Annotated in this window: 14 protein-coding genes and 1 pseudogene; 11 read left to right on the forward strand and 4 right to left on the reverse strand. The window is 72.6% G+C overall.

The features are described from left to right. From GT042_RS26120 to GT042_RS26150, 7 genes and pseudogenes are all read left to right on the forward strand, one after another. Positions 1-179 (forward strand): annotated as a pseudogene (locus GT042_RS26120) (SPFH domain-containing protein); the annotation flags it as partial. Beyond that, on the forward strand, positions 176-1,069 hold the full coding sequence (locus GT042_RS26125) for a hypothetical protein (RefSeq protein ID WP_161311182.1): 894 nt from the start codon (positions 176-178) through the stop codon (positions 1,067-1,069). The pseudogene GT042_RS26120 and the gene GT042_RS26125, both read left to right, overlap by 4 nt. Positions 1,070-1,398: 329 nt before the next feature. Further along, positions 1,399-2,394: a hypothetical protein gene (locus GT042_RS26130; protein WP_161311183.1), complete on the forward strand. Its 996-nt coding sequence runs from the start codon at positions 1,399-1,401 to the stop codon at positions 2,392-2,394. Positions 2,395-2,557: 163 nt separating this feature from the next. Continuing rightward, positions 2,558-3,970, forward strand: a complete 1,413-nt coding sequence (locus GT042_RS26135; RefSeq protein WP_237531193.1) for an amino acid permease — start codon at positions 2,558-2,560, stop codon at positions 3,968-3,970. Continuing rightward, entirely contained in the window at positions 3,970-5,358 is a 1,389-nt protein-coding gene (locus GT042_RS26140) for a glutamine synthetase family protein (protein WP_161311185.1), read from the forward strand. Before GT042_RS26135 ends, GT042_RS26140 begins: the two co-directional genes overlap by 1 nt. Before the next feature lie 114 nt (positions 5,359-5,472). Beyond that, positions 5,473-6,123, forward strand: a complete 651-nt coding sequence (locus GT042_RS26145; RefSeq protein ID WP_161311186.1) for an endonuclease — start codon at positions 5,473-5,475, stop codon at positions 6,121-6,123. Positions 6,124-6,233: 110 nt separating this feature from the next. Beyond that, the gene (locus GT042_RS26150; RefSeq protein ID WP_161311187.1) at positions 6,234-6,434 is read left to right on the forward strand and encodes an antitoxin; all 201 of its coding nucleotides are present in this window, start codon (positions 6,234-6,236) and stop codon (positions 6,432-6,434) included. A 63-nt stretch (positions 6,435-6,497) separates the two neighbouring features. Here the strand turns inward: GT042_RS26150 and GT042_RS26155 are convergent, their stop codons facing one another. After that, complete coding sequence (locus GT042_RS26155) at positions 6,498-6,878, reverse strand: luciferase family protein (protein ID WP_237531191.1); 381 nt, start codon at positions 6,876-6,878, stop codon at positions 6,498-6,500. A 179-nt stretch (positions 6,879-7,057) separates the two neighbouring features. On the opposite strand from GT042_RS26155, the gene GT042_RS26160 reads away from it, so the two are divergent. Next, complete coding sequence (locus GT042_RS26160; protein ID WP_161311188.1) at positions 7,058-7,693, forward strand: inositol oxygenase family protein; 636 nt, start codon at positions 7,058-7,060, stop codon at positions 7,691-7,693. Here GT042_RS26160 and GT042_RS26165 read toward each other — a convergent pair. Both GT042_RS26165 and GT042_RS26170 read right to left on the reverse strand, forming a co-directional pair. Continuing rightward, positions 7,617-9,179 (reverse strand): M1 family metallopeptidase, encoded by a 1,563-nt coding sequence (locus GT042_RS26165; protein WP_161311189.1) that lies wholly within the window; start codon positions 9,177-9,179, stop codon positions 7,617-7,619. The genes GT042_RS26160 and GT042_RS26165 overlap by 77 nt on opposite strands. Positions 9,180-9,503: 324 nt before the next feature. After that, positions 9,504-9,983, reverse strand: coding sequence for a hypothetical protein (locus GT042_RS26170; RefSeq protein WP_161311190.1), 480 nt, complete (start codon positions 9,981-9,983; stop codon positions 9,504-9,506). A 331-nt stretch (positions 9,984-10,314) separates the two neighbouring features. Here GT042_RS26170 and GT042_RS26175 point away from each other — a divergent pair, with 331 nt between their 5' ends. The 3 genes from GT042_RS26175 to GT042_RS26185 all read left to right on the forward strand — a co-directional run bounded on the left by GT042_RS26175 (position 10,315) and on the right by GT042_RS26185 (position 14,553). Next, a complete protein-coding gene (locus GT042_RS26175) occupies positions 10,315-11,865 on the forward strand; it encodes an alkaline phosphatase D family protein (protein WP_161311191.1) in 1,551 nt (516 codons plus the stop codon). Between the two features lie 155 nt (positions 11,866-12,020). Beyond that, entirely contained in the window at positions 12,021-13,451 is a 1,431-nt protein-coding gene (locus tag GT042_RS26180; protein ID WP_161311192.1) for a M28 family metallopeptidase, read from the forward strand. 169 nt (positions 13,452-13,620) lie between these two features. Further along, a complete protein-coding gene (locus tag GT042_RS26185) occupies positions 13,621-14,553 on the forward strand; it encodes a LysR family transcriptional regulator (protein WP_161311193.1) in 933 nt (310 codons plus the stop codon). 109 nt (positions 14,554-14,662) lie between these two features. Here the strand turns inward: GT042_RS26185 and GT042_RS26190 are convergent. After that, a partial coding sequence (locus tag GT042_RS26190) for an AMP-binding protein (RefSeq protein ID WP_161311194.1) occupies positions 14,663-15,888 on the reverse strand: 1,226 nt, incomplete at its 5' end.

Consider the following 15,888-nt stretch of genomic DNA (forward strand, 5'->3'; position numbering starts at 1 on the left):
CGGCGGCCCAGTCGGCCTGGCTGCGGGTGCACGGCGAGGTGGACGCGGCGACGCTGCACGCGCTGGCCGCGACGCGCCTCGCGGAGAACCTGCCGCGCGTCGACAGCCTCACCCTCTCCCCCGACGTGCTCACCGGGCTGCTCGCCAAGCTGGGCCGCCCCGGGGACGGGTCCGCGTGAGCCTGGCGCCGCGCGCGGTGCTGGTCCACCGCACCAGTGAGTACGAGGAGCTGCTCGCCCGGCACGGCACGCACGGCCAGGCCGCGTTCTACCTCTCGTCCCGCGGCCGGTCCCTGGACGAGGTGGCCGCGCGCCACCACCGGGCGCTCCGCGCGCTGACGGAGGTGGCGGCGGCGGTGCCGCTGTCGTGGCGGCAGGCCCGGGTGGAGCGCGCGGACCTGGACCGGTTCCTGTTCGGCCCCGAGGACGTGGTGGTCGTGGTGGGCGCGGACGGGCTGGTCGCCAACACCGCGAAGTACCTGACGGGGCAGGTGGTGGTGGGGATCGACACGGATCCGGGGCGGGGGCTCGGGGTGCTGGTACGCCACCGTCCCGGCGACGCGGGCGCGTTGCTCCGGGCGGCCGGCCCCGGGCGGGCCGCCCGGGTCGACGAGCTGACGATGGTCGAGGCGGTCGCCGACGACACCCAGCGGCTGCTCGCGCTCAACGAGATCTATCTCGGCCGGCCCGACCACCAGACCTCGCGCTACCGGCTGGGCCCGGACGACGGGACGGGTCCCGCCGAGGCCCAGGCGTCCTCGGGGGTGCTGGTCGGCACGGGCACGGGGGCGACGGGCTGGCTCCGCTCGCTGGGCGGCGGCGCGCTGCCGGCGCCGTCGCCGACCGATCCCGTCCTGGTCTGGTGCGTACGGGAGGCCTGGCCGTCCCCCACGACCGGCACGTCCCGGCTGACGGGCGTCCTGACCGGGAGCCACCGGCTGCGCCTGACGGTGGAGTCGGAGCGGCTGGTCGCGTTCGGCGACGGCATGGAGAGTGACGCGCTGCAACTGACGTGGGGCCAGACCGTCACGGTCGGCCTGGCCGAAGTGGCGTTGCGCCTGCTGGCCTGAAGTGCCCTTTTCGGAAAGCGTATTCCGCCACACGGAGGCCGCCCGGTCGAAAACGGTCAATCGGCGCATCGGGACGTGCAATTGGGGAGAACAAAGTTCCGGTCGAGCTTTCTTTACGAAAGCCCAAGTGCCATGCTGGTGCGCCGGGACGCAGGGCCACCGAGCGCCAACCCTCGGTGATGGACGGCGTCCTGAGCGGACCCCCCTGACCTGCGACAAGGAATCACGATGTCTCCTGTGCGGCCGTTACCCCGGTCCTCCGCCCCCGGCGGGCCCGGGGGCCGGTGCCGGTGAACGCCATGGGGACGGGCGACAGGTCCGGGCGGGGGATGCGGTTGTCCTCCGGGCCCGCCGGGGACGACCACGAATTACGCGCGGTGCTCCAGGACGTGGCCTCGGGCTACTGGATGTCCATGCAGGACCTGCTCTTACGCACCGAGGCGGGCGTGTTACGCGCCGAGGGCGGCGCCGACTGGTCGCGGTGGACCTTCCGTACGCAGGTGCTGGGCGCCGCGTCGGCCGGCACCACGGTGGTGCAGACGTGGCAGCGGGAGGTCCCGGACAGCCGGCCCGCGTCGGTGATGCGGGCCCGGGTCGCGGTGGAGCGGGCGCTGCGGGCGAACCGTATCGGCGACGTCCAGCACCTCCAGAGCCTGTGGTGGACCGCGAGCGCGGCCTGCGCCGCCGCCGCGCAGGTGGCGCCGCACGATCCGGTGCCGTACCTCTGCCGGCTGGCCCTCGCCGAGCTGGACCCGGACCAGGTGGATCCGGAGCACCGGCGCCACGCCCCCGACCCGCAGCTGTTCCCCGGCCCCTGGGGGCTGTTGGCGGAGGTCGACCGGCGGGACCCGGGCAACCGTGAGGCGTACCACCGGATGGCACGCTACTTCCTGGTCCGCAAGGGCGGTTCGGTCGCCCATCAGGACTTCTTCGCGCGGTGGGTGGCGGACGGGGCGCCGACGGGCTCACCCCTGCTGGCCCTTCCCCTCTATGTCGCCGTGGAGCGGTGGCGGGCGACCCACACCGGCCGCGAGTCGCTGGACGCCAGCCTCTACTGGGTGACCGACCGGGCGCTGGCGCGGGCGCGGACGGCGTACCGGGACTGGTTCGCCGTCACCACCTCGCGGCGGCTGACCCAGGACATGAACTACCTGGCGCACGCGCTGTGGTCGAGCCAGCAGTACGGCCCCGCCGCCGAGGTGTTCCGCACACTGGGCGCCCACGCCTCCCCCCGCCCCTGGCTGTACCTCGTCGCCGACGGAGCCCGGTGGGAGCGCCTGTTCCTCGACGCGCACGACGCGGCCCTGGCGAACGGCTCCCCCTGAGCCGTCGTTCCTGGTGATCCTTTCCCCCCGATGAGTGTGTCCCATGAGGAGGACCTCAGTGTTTGGTGCGACCCGACCACAACCTGCCACAGGACCCGAGCAGGTGTCCGACGACAACCGGCAGCTGGCCGATCTCGGCTACGAACCCGTGCTGGCCCGGCGGATGGGCGGTTTCGGCAACTTCGCCGTGAGTTTCAGTGTCATCTCGGTGCTGGGCGGCTGCATGGCGCTGTACGGGCCCGGCCTGATCGCGGGCGGTCCCGCGGTCATGCTGTGGGGCTGGGCGGTGGTGGGCTTCTTCGTGCTCTTCGTCGGGATGGCGCTGGCCGAGGTGACGAGCGCGTACCCCACCTCGGGCGCGATGTTCTACATGGCCGACCAACTCGGCGGCCGGCGCTGGGGGTTCTACACGGGCTGGCTGAACCTGTTAGGTCTGATCGGCGGCATCGCCGTGATCGACTACGGCGCCGCCCTGTTCACCGGGGCCGTCCTCGACCTCCAGTGGGGCATCGCCGTCACACCGGAGGAGACGATGGTGATCTTCGTCGCCATCCTCCTGTTCCACGCCGCCCTGAACCTGGCCGGCGTCCGGCTGGTCAGTGTGCTGAACTCGATCAGTGTGTGGTGGCACCTCGCCGGCGTGGCCGTCATCCTCGGTGTGCTGTGGATCGCCCCGGACAGCCACCAGCCCGCGTCGTTCGTCCTCGGTGAGTTCAGCAACGGCACCGGCTGGGCGAATCCGCTGTACGTCACCGGCATCGGCCTCGCGATCGCCCAGGGCACCCTGGTGGGCTACGACGCCTCGGCCCACATGTCGGAGGAGACGAGCCGCGCGGCGGTGTCGGCCCCGCGCGGCATCGTGCGCTCGATCTGGGTGTCGTGGGCGGTGGGCTTCGTCCTGCTGGCCTCCATGGCGTCCGCGATCCAGGACTACGCGACGACCGCCGCCTCCCCCGTACCCCCGGCGCAGATCTTCGTCGACGCGGTGGGCACCGACGGGGCGACGCTGCTGCTCGCCGTGGTCATCGTGGTGCTGCTGTGCGGCGGCAACGCCGAGATCGCGGCCGGCAGCCGCATGGTGTTCGCGTTCTCCCGCGACGGGGCGCTGCCCGGCTCCGGCCTGTGGCGGCAGCTGAGCCGCAGCCAGACCCCGCACCTGGCCGTGTGGCTGGTGGTCGCCGCCGCGTGCCTGATCACCCTGCCGAGCCTGTACTCGCCCACGGCCTTCACCGCCGTCTCCGCGATCAACATCATCGGGATGACACCCGCGTACGCCATCCCGATCTTCCTGCGCCTCCGCCACGGGAGCCGGTTCCGCAAGGGCCCCTGGCACCTGGGCCGCTGGAGCAGGCCGGTGGGGTGGATCGCGGTGATCTGGGTCGGCTTCGTGACCGTGCTATTCTGCCTGCCGCAGCGCGACCCCGTCACCGTCGAGACGTTCAACTACGCGCCGGTGGCGCTGGTCGCCGTCCTGCTGCTGGCCGAGCTGCGCTGGCCGTTCGCGCGCCGCGCCTACAACCCGCCGACGCCCACCCCGGCCGCCCAGGACCGCGCCCACGTCGAGGAGTTCATCTGATGACCGCCGACCAGGACCGGCCGGCCCGGGCCACCGGGCGCCTCACCCTCGACCAGTTGCGCACCGAGGTGGCCGAAGGCCGCGTCAGAACCGTGGAGTTGGCGCTCTCCGACGTACAGGGCCGGCAGCAGGGCAAGCGGTACCACGCCCGGTACTTCCTGGACCGGGTGGCCGGCGACGGGGCGGACGTGTGCGCGTACGTGCTGGCCACGGACGTCGACATGCTGCCGCCGTCCGACTTCGAGCTGGTGTCCTGGGACAGCGGCATCGGCGACTTCCAGGTGCGGCCCGACCTGACGACGATCAGGACCGCCCCCTGGGATCCGGCGACGGTGGTCGTCCAGGCGGACGCCTACCTCGACGACCGGCCCGTGGAGGTGTCGCCGCGCCGGATCCTGCGCCGGCAGCTCGACCTGCTCGCCGAGCGGGGCCTGCGGGTCAAGGTGGGCATCGAGACGGAGTTCGCCCTCTACCGCGGCACCCACCAGCGCCTGGAGGACACCCTCCACCAGGCGCTGCGTCCCGTGTCGGCGAAGAACCGCGACTTCGCCCTGGAGGTCGACCCGCGGACGAGCCGCTACCTGCGGCTGCTCCAGGAACACCTGGAACACGCGGGCCGGCCCATCGAGGCGGCCAAGTCCGAGGCCGCCCCGGGGCAGGTCGAGATCACCTTCCCGTACGGCGACGCGGTGGAGGCGTGCGACGGGCACGTCCTGTTCAAGCGCATCGCCCGGCACACCGGCGACCGTACGGGGCTGGCCCCGACGTTCATGCCCACCCCGCAGCCCGGCACGGCCAGCGGACTGCACCTGCACCTGTCCCTGTGGCAGGACGGCGAGCCGGTGTTCGCCGCCCCCTCGGGGGGCCTGTCGGCCACGGGTTCCCAGGCCGTCGCCGGGTTGCTCACGGTCCTGCCCGACCTCACCCCCCTGTGGGCGCCGAACACCAATTCGTACCGCCGCTACCAGCCGGACACCGGCGCCCCCACCAGTTTCACCTGGGGCTACGACAACCGGACCTGCGCGGTACGGGTGGTGGGGCGGGCCACCCCGCACCTGGAGGTACGGCTGCCGGGGGCGGACGCGAACCCCTACCTCGCCCTGACGGCCGCCCTGGCCGCGGTCGAGCACGGCATCGAGCACGCGCTCACCCCGCCGGAGCCGGTCACGGGCAACGCGTACGCGGATCACACCGCGCCGCCGGTCCACACGACACTGAGCGCCGCCCTCGACGCGTTCCGGGCCGGCCCACTGCCGGACAAAATCCTCGCGCCCGGCGTGGCGAAGCACTACGCCCAGGTGGCCCAGCTCGAACTCGACGCCCTGCCGGAGGAGTTGGGAGAGGAGATCACGGACACGGAGATCACCCGCTGGTTCGCCCGGGCCTGATCCCGCCCGGCAGCGTGTGCGCCCGGCGCGCGGCGGCGCGACAATGGTGGAGGCGCGGGGAGAGAGGTCCTGCCCCGCGCCGCACCGGCAACTGTCCGTCGGAGGAGGCGTGTTGTGCCGCGATCCAGTGACAGCGAGACCGTGAGGAAGCTCCTCGACACCCACGGCCGTACCTACGCGTGGGAGGCGGGTATCCGCCTGCGTGACACACCGCAGCCGCTCTACCGCACCCTGGTCCTGGCCCTGCTGCTGAGCGCGCGGATCCGCGGCGAGACCGCGGTCGCGGCCTGCCGGGCCCTCGGCGACGCGGGGCTGCGCACACCGCGGCGTATGGCCGACGCCACCTGGCAGGAGCGGGTGGACGCGCTGGGGCGCGGCGGCTACCGCCGCTACGACGAGCGCACGGCCACCCAGCTCGGTGACGGCGCCCGCCTGCTCCTCCACGAGTACGGCGGTGACCTGCGGCGACTGCGCGAGGCGGCGGGCCGTGACGTGGGCGCCCTGGCCGCCGGGATCCAGAAGACGCCGGGCATCGGTCCGGTCGGCGCGGACATCTTCCTGCGCGAGGTCCAGGGGATCTGGCCGGAGGTCGCGCCCTACCTGGACGACAAGGCGCTCCAGGGCGCCCGCCGCCTGGGCCTGCCGGACGACCCGGCGGCACTGGCGCGGCTGGCGGGCGACACCGATCCGGCGGTGTTCGCGTCGGCGCTGGTGAGGGAGGCGCTGGACCGGACGGGGGCGCTCGACCCCGACGACGACGCCTGAGAACAGACGCCTGGGAACACACGCCGACCTGGGAACACACGCTGCGGATGCGGGATCGCCGGGCAGCGGGGATGGTGGGGGGTGAGTACGTTCCGAGTGAGGAGCAAGCAATGTCGATGATGGACAAGCTCAAGAACCTCATGAAGGGCCATGACGACGCGAGCCGCCAGGGCGTGGACAAGGGTGGCGACGCGTTCGACGCCAAGACCGACAACAAGTACAGCGGTCAGACGGACAGTGCCCAGAAGCGGATGAACGAGCAGATGGGGACGCAGGAGCCGCCGTCGGACGACCGCCCTCCGCAGCCCTGACCGCGCCCCGCGAGACGTGCGCCGGCCACCGGACCTGATCGGGTCCGGTGGCCGGGTGGTTCCTCAGCGGGAGTACGCCCTGTTGTGTCGCGTGCAGGGGTCGGTCACGATCCCCGTGCCCCCCTCCTCGGGCAGCCCCGCGACGGCCTGGAGTGCGGCGCTGACCAGGGTGGCGAGGAGATCGATGTCCGCGCCGGTGTCGAGCCGGACCGTGACCCAGCCGGAGCCGGCCCGCAGCCGCAGCGCGGTGGACCGCTTGAGCGCGGGCCGCAGCTTGGCGATCATGGGGTTGGTGAGGTGCACGTCGGCCTCGTTCTCGCCGTGGAAGTGCACGATCTCCTGGGACTCGGTGCGCACGCACAGGTCTGTGCCGCAGTAGGCCCGGCCCCGGCTGAGACCCGGCCAGGTCATCAGACGTTCGCCGGCATGTCTGGCAGCGTTCATGCGTCCAGCGTGCCGTACCCGGGGCGCCCACGACAGGGGAAATGGCGAACAAAATACGGTCGGTTTTTGTTCGCCGCCTGTTCAGAAGGCCGGGCGTCGACCCGTTCACCACTTCGTGATCTGCTCGGCAGGGCGACGGCAGGCATTCCAGTACGGGAACAGGACGGGAAAGGGCCACCATGGCTGCGAACTCGGTCGACGAACTGATGGATCTCCTCCACGCGAGCCGGGGCGCCTGGGACACCCCGGACCGCACCGGTGACCCCGTCGACCTCCACGACCACGCCCTGCAGACGGCCGCGCTGCTGCGCCGGCGCCGTCCCGCCGACAAGGAACTCCAGATCGCCGGGCTCGTCCATGACCTGGGTCATCTGCTGCTGCCCGGTGACGACGCGCGCCACGCGGATCTCGCGGCGGACGCGGTACGCCCGCTGCTCGGCCTCCGGGTCGCCCGGCTCGTCCAGCTCCACGTGCCGGCCAAGCGCTACCTGGCGTTCGTCGAGCCCGGGCGCCCGCTGTCCGGGCAGAGCGCGGCCACGCTACGGCTCCAGGGCGGCCCGATGACCCCGGCGGAGGCGGCCTCGTTCGCCCGGGACCCCTTGGCGGAGGACGCCGTGACCCTGCGCCAGGCCGACGACGAGGGCAAGGCCGTCGGCCTGGACGCGGGGGTGATGGAGGACTGGCGGCCGGTGCTGGAGTCCGTGGCCGCCCGTCACCTCACGGAAACCCCCTACCGCCTCACAGCGTCGCGCTCGCCCGGTCCTTCGGCGTCGGCCGGTCGTCCCGCCGGGCCGCGGACACCTTGGGAGGCGTGACGGTCCAGTCGGGGTGACCGGGCATGCGGGGCGTGGTCGTGCCGTACAGCCACTCCGTGAGGAACCCGGTCAGGTCCTGGCCCGCGACCTCGGTGGCGACCGCGATGTAGTCCTTCGTGGAGGCGCTGGAGTTGCGGTACCGGTCGAGGAAGGTGTGCTCGATACGGGAGAAGACGTCCTCGCCGACCAGCGTCCACAGCGCGTACAGGACCAGGACCCCGCCGGTGTAGCGCTGGCTGTCGAAGAGGTTGGCCGCCGTCGGGGAGGCGACCGGGCCGGAGTCCTTGCGCCACTGGTCGCCCCGGGAGTAGACGTCCTTCATCCGGGCTTCCATGGTGGTCAGCCCGATCGAGTCGGGCCAGCCGCGCTCGTACCGGTAGAGCAGGCCGTAGTAGTCCGCGTGGCCCTCGTTGAGCCACAGGTCGGCCCAGGTCGCCGGGGAGACCAGGTTGCCGAACCAGGTGTGGACCAGCTCGTGCATCATGTGCGAGCCGATCGCGCTCTCCTGCTGGAGCAGGTAGTTCGGCTTATAGATCGTGAGGGTCTGGGTCTCCAGGCCGGTGAAGTCGAAGGCGTCGGGCGCGTCCGTGTTGGCCGGCAGGATGCCGTACGCCTCGAACGGGAAACGCCCCAGCCGCTGCTCCAGCCAGGTGAGTTGACCGGGCGTCAGGGCGAGGGCCGGTTCGAGCGCCTCGGCCCGCGCGGTCGGTACGACGTCGCGCAGCCGCATCCCGCTCGGCCCTGGACGCTCCACGATCCGGTAGTCGCCCACGGTGACCTGGACGATCTCGGTGGCGATCGGGTCGCGTGAGTGGTAGACGGCGGTGGTGGTGCCGTCGGCGTTCGTTCTGGTGGAGACGTGGGAACCGCTCGCGACGGCGGTCAGTCCGGCCGGGGCGGTGACACGGAAGGTGAAGTGGGCCTTGTCCGTGGGGTGGTCGTTGCAGGGGAAGACGGTCCGCGCCAGGTCCGGCTGTCCGGCGACGGCGAAACCGTCGGGGGTGGGCACCCAGCCGTTGTACGGCGGCGCGATCTTGCGCGGGTCGGCGGTGTAGTCGACCCGCACGACCAGCTTCCCGTGCTCGCGCACGGGGGACGGCGGGGTCACGACGAGCTTCTCGGCCTGCTGCTCGAAGACCGCCCGCCGGCCGCCCACCCGCACCTCGTGGACCACGGGGCCGAGCAGGTCGAGGGAGAAGCGGGAGAGGTCCTGGGTGGCGCGGGCGACGATCGTCACGCGCGCCTCGACCAGCCGGGTGTCGGCGAGGTAGGTGAAGTCCAGCAGGTAGGCGGAGACGCGGTAGCCGGTGTTCCCCAGTACGGGGTAGACCGGGTCGCCGAGGCTGTCCCCGCCGGGGGTGCCCCCGCCGGAGGAGCCGTGGCCACCCGCGAGAGGGGCCGCCTGCGCGGCGGGAGAGGAGAGCGTGAGAGCGGCGGTGCCGAGGAGTGCGGCCGCCGGGGCCGTCACCCGGGTGCGATAGCGCATGAGTCTCTTTCCGGTTCGTTCCGTCGAGATAGGAACGCGCAGGACGGAGCCGGGCGGGAAGCCCGCCCGGACCCACGTCATGACGCTCCCCCGTAACCACGGGCGCGCGGTACCGGGCGGTCGGTCCCGGCCCGGACAGCGGCCCGACCTGCATGATCGTGCCGGTGGAGAGAGACCGTCAACCGTCCGCGGGCCGCCCGTAATGGCGGGCATCTCACAGGGTCCGCGCGGAACCGGCCGTGCCGTACGACCGTCTGAACCGGATGGGCCGCCCCGTGAATCCGGCCGTGCCGGGGCGCCGTTCGCGCGGCCCGTGACCACCCCTCAGATCCGGTTCCCGTGCTCCCGCCCGTACGCGTCCCGCTCGGGCGGCGGCCAGGTGGGCGCGCCCGCGGCGAGCGCGTCGTCTATCTCCCTGACCGTGTCGTGGTTGTAGACCTCCGCCACCTGACGTACCAACAGCAGTGCCTCGGTCACGGCCGGTTCGAGCGGGCGGTCCGTGCGGCTGATCCCGGCGGGGAGGTTGCCGAGGTCGCGGGCGCTGCGGAGCTTCCAGCCGGCCTTCGCGTCGAGGCCCGCGGTGGCGAAGCCGAGAGCGGAGGCCATCGTGACGGCGGCCTCCGAGGCCCCCGCGGTGAGGAGGGCGAGCCCCGCCTCGTGCTCGACGGCCGTCCCGGGGGCGGTGAGCGTACGGCAGGAGGTCTCGGCCTCCTTGAAGAGATGGCGCGCCTGTTCGAGGAGGAGCACCGCCCAGGCGAGTTGGGCGACATCGGCGTACGGGGGCGGCGTGCCTGGCATCTCCATCACGGGCTCCCTGAGGTCGGCTGACTCCGAGCGTAGGGAGCCGGGGCCCCCGGTGGGAGTGATTTCGCTCAGAGCAGCTCGAACAGGGCGGATCGGCACCCCCCGGGCGGCGCGTTGGCCGGATCCGGTCGTACGACGCCTCGTGCGGTCCGATCCGTGGCACTCAGGTGAATCCGTTGGTACTCCCGGGGTATTCGTTCCGTCCAGATTGAGCTGATACGGCGTCAGTGGACACTCTTGTGTCACGGTCCGGCCGGGTGAAATTGGGTGCCTGTGTCTGTGGACCTGACACCTTCTCCGCGGCTATGCCGCAAATGAGAAGGGAACCCCCATGCCCGAACTCGCCCGCCGCCGCCTGCTGATGGCCGGTGCCGCCACCGCCGGCTCCGTCGCCACCGGACAGTTGCTGACCGCGCCCGCCGCCCGCGCGAGCGGACTCTCCCGCCCCGCCTACGCCCCCCTGCCGGACGGCCTGTTCACCCTCGGAGTCGCCTCCGGGGACCCGCTGACGACCTCCGTCGTGCTGTGGACCCGGCTCGCCCCGGACCCCCTCAACGGCGGGGGCATGCCCAACAGAACGGTGCCGGTCCGCTGGCAGGTGGCCCTCGACGAGCGGTTCCGTACCGTCGTCCGGCAAGGCACCGCCACCGCCTCGCCGTCGCTGGGGCACAGCGTCCACGTGGACGTGCCGGGCCTGAGCGCCGGCCGGGACTACTGGTACCGCTTCCGCGCCGGCTCGCAGCTCTCCCCCGTGGGGCACACCCGTACGGCCGCCGCGAACCCCTCCCGGCTGCGTGTCGCCCTGGCCTCCTGCCAGAACTGGCAGAACGGCTACTTCACGCCGTACGCGGACATGCGGCGGCAGGATCCGGACGTCGTGGTCTTCGTCGGCGACTACATCTACGAGAGCGCCCCCGCCGCCTCGGCCGTACGCCGCCACGAGGGCACCGGGGAGCCGGTGGACCTGGTGGGGTACCGCAACCGCTACGCGCAGTACAAGACGGACCCCGACCTGCGGGCCATGCACGCGGCCGCCCCCTGGATCGTGACCTTCGACGACCACGAGGTCGACAACGACTTCGCCGGGGAGGTCCCGCAGGACCCGGGCAAGCAGCCGCACGACGCGTTCGTGGCCCGGCTGACCGCCGCCTACCAGGCGTTCTACGAGCACATGCCGGTCAGGGCCTCGGCCGTGCCGAACGGTCCGCACATCCAGATGTACCGGCGCTTCGACTTCGGGCAGCTGGTACGGCTCAGCGTGCTGGACACCCGGCAGTTCCGCAGCGACCAGGCGGTCACGCACGCGGGCGCCCAGGACCCGTCGCTGACCATGCTGGGCGCGGAGCAGAAGCGGTGGCTGCGGTCGGGTCTCAGTACCTCGCGGGCCCGGTGGAACGTGCTCGCCTCGCAGATCATGATGGCGGAGACCGACATCCTCGCGGGTCCCGGCAAGGAGTGGTACTACGACGCCTGGGACGGCTACCAGGTCGAGCGCAACGACCTGCTGGCCCGCTTCCGGAGCGTGCAGAACCCGGTGGTGCTCAGCGGCGACCGCCACCTGACGATGATCAGCGACCTGAAGCGGGACTACGCGGATCCGAGGTCGGCCGTCGTCGGCGCCGAGTTCGTGGGGACGTCCATCAGCTCCAACGGCGACCAGAGCGTGGCGGCGTTCGACGCGCAGTGGGATCCGCTGCGCGCCGACAACCCGCACTGGAAGTTCATCGACTGCCACCGCGGCTACCACCTCTTCGACATCGGGACGAAGGGCATCGACGCGCAGGTGCGGACCGTCGGCACGGTCCTGCGGCCGCAGTCGCCGTCGGTGGCGCTGGCCCGGCTGCGGGTGGAGTCGGGGCGGCCGGGGGTGACGAAGGCCTGAGGACGACGCGGGGCGCGGGGGCCGGGGCGGGTCCGTGGAGGGACCGCCCCGGCCCCTCCGGTGCGGCCTTGTGATCCGTTGTTCTGTCCATGACCATGGAGCGCTACGCCTCTCGCGTACCGGCAGAAACACCCGCATCCGTGGAAGGGACCGTCATGCCCCAGCACCCCACAGGGACACCCCGCAGGACCGTACTGTCGTCCGCCGCCGCCGTCGCGGCCGGAGCCGCCGTCGTCGCCTCGGGCCCGTCGGCGAGCGCGGCCGGATCCGGCGGCCGGGAGGCGGGCGGCAGACCCGCCGCGACCGCCCAGCATCCCGACCGGGAGCTGCGGGAGCTGCTCAAGGAGATCGACCGCGACCGGATCGAGGCGACCGTACGGCGTCTCGCCGCCTTCGGGACCCGGCACACCCTGTCCACGCAGGACGACCCCGAGCGGGGCATCGGCGCCGCCCGCGACTGGCTCTTCGCCGAGCTGAAGAGGTACGCGGCGGCCTCGGGCGGCCGGATGACCGTGGAGCTCCAGTCGTACGTCCAGGAGCCCGCCTCCCGGATCCCGGTGGCCACCCGCATCACCAACGTGGTCGCGACGCTCCGCGGCGCCGTCGACCCCGGGCGGGTCCATGTCGTCTCCGGGCACTACGACTCGCGCGCCACCGACGTCATGGACGCCACGAGTGACGCGCCCGGCGCCGACGACGACGCCTCCGGGGTCGCGGTGGTCCTGGAGCTGGCGCGGGTGATGGCGAGGCGCCGGCCCGCCGCGACGATCGTCTTCGCGGCCGTCGCGGGCGAGGAGCAGGGCCTGTACGGATCGGCGTACCTGGCGGAGAGCTTCAAGGCCGCCGGTACGAACGTCCAGGCCATGTTCACCAACGACATCGTCGGCAGCTCCCGGGCGGACGACGGCACCCGCGAGCCGTACAGCGTGCGGCTCTTCGCGGAGGGCGTGCCCACGTCCGAGACCCCGCAGCAGGCCGACACCCGGCGCTCGGTCGGCGGCGAGAACGACTCGCCGAGCCGCCAGCTCGCCCGGTTCGTCCGCGACGTCGCGGACAACGACGCGACGGGCATGAACGTACGGGTGGTCTACCGCCGCGACCGCTACCTGCGGGGCGGTGACCACATCCCGTTCCTGGAGCGCGGGTACGCGGCGGCGCGCTTCACCGAGCCGGCGGAGGACTTCGCGCACCAGCACCAGGACGTGCGGGTCGAGGACGGCAAGCAGTACGGCGACCTGCCCGAGTTCTGCGACTTCGGCTACATCGCCCGGGTCGCGCGGGTCAACGGCGCGGTGCTGTGGACGCTCGCCCAGGCCCCCGCGGCCCCGCGCGGGGTGAAGATCGTCACCAGCGTGCTCACCAACGCCACCCAGCTGGTCTGGGACCCGGGCACGGAGCCCGACCTGGCTGGGTACGAGGTGGTGTGGCGCGAGACGACCGCGCCGGAGTGGACCTCCGTGATCAGGGTGGGCACGGCGACGAGTCATACCGTGGACCTGTCGAAGGACAACGTCTTCTTCGGCGTCCGGGCGGTGAACCGGGCCGGCCGGCGGGGGCCGGTGAGCTTCCCCGTACCGCAGCGCTGATACCGGCCACGGACTCTGCCCGGGCGGACGCGGAAGGGTGACGTCCGTTCGGGGCCGGGTAGAGTTCGTGACCGCTGGTCAGCGGGCCGGTGGTGCCGCCGGACCGACCCGGGTCCGGGATCCGGCCCACCGCGGTGGCCGGCGGGGCCCAGGCAGGGAGGAGTCGCCGATGCTGTTCCGTCAGCTGGAGTATTTCGTGGCGGTGGCCAGGGAGAAGCACTTCGCCCGGGCGGCGGAATCCTGCTACGTCTCGCAACCCGCCCTCTCCGCGGCGATCGCCAAGCTGGAACGGGAACTGAACGTCACGCTCATCAACCGGGGGCACAACTACGAGGGCCTCACCCCGGAGGGCGAGCGGCTCGTCGTCTGGGCCAAGCGGATCCTCGCCGAGCAGGACGCCTTCAAAGCCGAGGTGGCGGCCGTCCAGTCGGGCATCACCGGGACCCTGCGGCTGGGGACGGAACCGACGGCGTCGACGACCCTGGCGTTGCCCGTGGCGGCGTTCTGCGGGGCGCACCCCCTGGCGAAGGTGCAGGTCCAGTCCCGGCAGTCGGCCAAGGAGCTGCACCGCCAGCTCCGCGAGTTCGAGCTGGACGCGGCGATCGCGCACTTCGCGCCGGACGACCGGGAGAGCCTCCAGGTGGTGCCGCTGTACCAGGAGCGGTACGTCCTGCTCGCGTCCGGCGACCAGTTGATGCCCCAGAGCGACACCATGGCGTGGGCGGACGCGGCGCAGCTGCCGCTCGCGCTGCTGACGCCCGACATGCGGATCCGGCAGCTGATCGACCGGGTCTTCGCGGAGAACGGGGTCGTGGTGACCCCGCAGGTGGAGACGGATTCGGTGGCGTCCCTCTACGCGCACGTGGGCGTCGGCGAGTGGGCGAGCATCGTGCCGCACACGTGGCTGCGTGCCATGCCGGTGATCGGCAGGCCGCGGGCCGTCCGGCTGGTGGCGCCGGACGCGCGGGCGCAGATCTCGGTGGCGATCCACGCGGCGACGCCGGGCTCGATCGCCGCGCGGGCGTTCGTGAACGCGGCGACGGAGCTGTCGCTGGACGAGTTCTTCGACCAGTCGCTGCCGGGCGAGCACCGCATGCGCTGAGCCTCGGGCCGACCGGGCCCCGGGGTCTGTGCCCGTACGGGCTTGTCCGCGCCCGTACGAGCTGTCCGTGCCCGTAGCCCGTACGAACTGTCCGTGCCCGTACGAGTCGTCAGCGCCCGTACAGGCTTTCCACCGCCGGCCGGTCCAGGCCGCCCTTGGCCGTGTGCGGCAGCGAGCCGACGACGTCGAGCCGGTCGGGCACCTCGGAGGCGGGCAGCCGGTTGCGGCAGTACTGGAGGATCTCGGGCCCGGTGGACTCGCCGTCGCTCACCACCACGACGGCGCCCATCCGCGGCCCGTTCCCCTCGTCGGGCAGGGCGAAGACGGCCGCCTCGGTGACGCCGGGGCACCCCGCGAGGATGTCCTCGACGTGCTCGGGCGAGATCACCGTACCGCCGCGGCTGATCAGGTTCTTGATGTGTCCGGTGAGGAACAGGTACCCGTCCTCGTCCAGTGAGCCCAGGTCGCCGGTGCGGAACCAGCCGTCACGGAAGCCGCGCGCGGTCTCCGCCGGGTCGCCCAGGTAGCCGCGCGCGACGGTCGGCCCGTGCACCCACACCTCACCCTGCGTACCGACCGGACAAGGCCTCCCGTTCGTGTCGAAGACCCGCAGGTCCACCCCGGTCGACCGGCCGACGGAGCCGTGCTTGAGGAATCCCTGCTGCGGCAGCGGTTCGCTGGTCGCCTGGTGCGTGGACTCGGTCATGCCGTACGCGGAGAGGAGCGGCGCGCCGAGCGTGCGCTCCAGCGCCCGCTGGGTGGCGGTGTTGAGCGGCGCGCTGCAACTGCGGACGAACTTGAGCGGCGCGAGGCTCGGGCCCGGGTACTCCGTCGCCGACCGCTCCAGGAGGATCTCGTGGACGGTGGGCGCCGCGGTGAACCAGGACGCGGACACGGCCCGTACGTCGTCCCAGAAGGTCGGCGCCGAGAAGCCGCCGCGCTCGGGCAGCAGGACGCACCCGCCGCTGGCCAGGGTGGCCAGGAGACCGGCGAAGAGGCCGTGTCCGTGGAAGAACGGCATCACCGCGACGGTCGCGTCCCCGGGACCCAGCTCGTAGGTGGCGCAGATGTCCCGCACGGAGGCGGCCACGTTGGCGTGGGTCAGCGGGACCATCTTGGCCTGGTCGGTCGTGCCCGCGGTGAACAGGACGAGGCTGTCGTGGTCCGTCAGCTCCCCGGCCGCGCCCCGCACCCGCCGTACCGGAGGGGCGCCGGTGTCGAGTCCCGCGGACGCCGTCCCGGCGCGGGGCACGTCCACGCGCAGGGTCCACGCCGGTACGCCGGCTTCCGCGACCGGTACGGCGTCGGCGGCGGGCGGTCCCACCAGGACCGCCT

This window comes from Streptomyces sp. SID3212, from assembly GCF_009865405.1.
Lineage (GTDB): Bacteria > Actinomycetota > Actinomycetes > Streptomycetales > Streptomycetaceae > Streptomyces.

Excerpts from the sequence above, each read along its gene's own strand:
- GT042_RS26180 (WP_161311192.1), top strand. The coding sequence starts at position 12,021 with ATGCCCCAGCACCCCACAGGGACACCCCGCAGGACCGTACTGTCGTCC.
- GT042_RS26135 (WP_237531193.1), top strand. The coding sequence starts at position 2,558 with ATGGGCGGTTTCGGCAACTTCGCCGTGAGTTTCAGTGTCATCTCGGTG.
- GT042_RS26150 (WP_161311187.1), top strand. The coding sequence starts at position 6,234 with ATGTCGATGATGGACAAGCTCAAGAACCTCATGAAGGGCCATGACGAC.
- GT042_RS26170 (WP_161311190.1), bottom strand. The coding sequence starts at position 9,983 with ATGGAGATGCCAGGCACGCCGCCCCCGTACGCCGATGTCGCCCAACTC.
- GT042_RS26165 (WP_161311189.1), bottom strand. The coding sequence starts at position 9,179 with ATGCGCTATCGCACCCGGGTGACGGCCCCGGCGGCCGCACTCCTCGGC.
- GT042_RS26155 (WP_237531191.1), bottom strand. The coding sequence starts at position 6,878 with ATGAACGCTGCCAGACATGCCGGCGAACGTCTGATGACCTGGCCGGGT.
- GT042_RS26160 (WP_161311188.1), top strand. The coding sequence starts at position 7,058 with ATGGCTGCGAACTCGGTCGACGAACTGATGGATCTCCTCCACGCGAGC.
- GT042_RS26185 (WP_161311193.1), top strand. The coding sequence starts at position 13,621 with ATGCTGTTCCGTCAGCTGGAGTATTTCGTGGCGGTGGCCAGGGAGAAG.
- GT042_RS26130 (WP_161311183.1), top strand. The coding sequence starts at position 1,399 with ATGCGGTTGTCCTCCGGGCCCGCCGGGGACGACCACGAATTACGCGCG.
- GT042_RS26140 (WP_161311185.1), top strand. The coding sequence starts at position 3,970 with ATGACCGCCGACCAGGACCGGCCGGCCCGGGCCACCGGGCGCCTCACC.
- GT042_RS26175 (WP_161311191.1), top strand. The coding sequence starts at position 10,315 with ATGCCCGAACTCGCCCGCCGCCGCCTGCTGATGGCCGGTGCCGCCACC.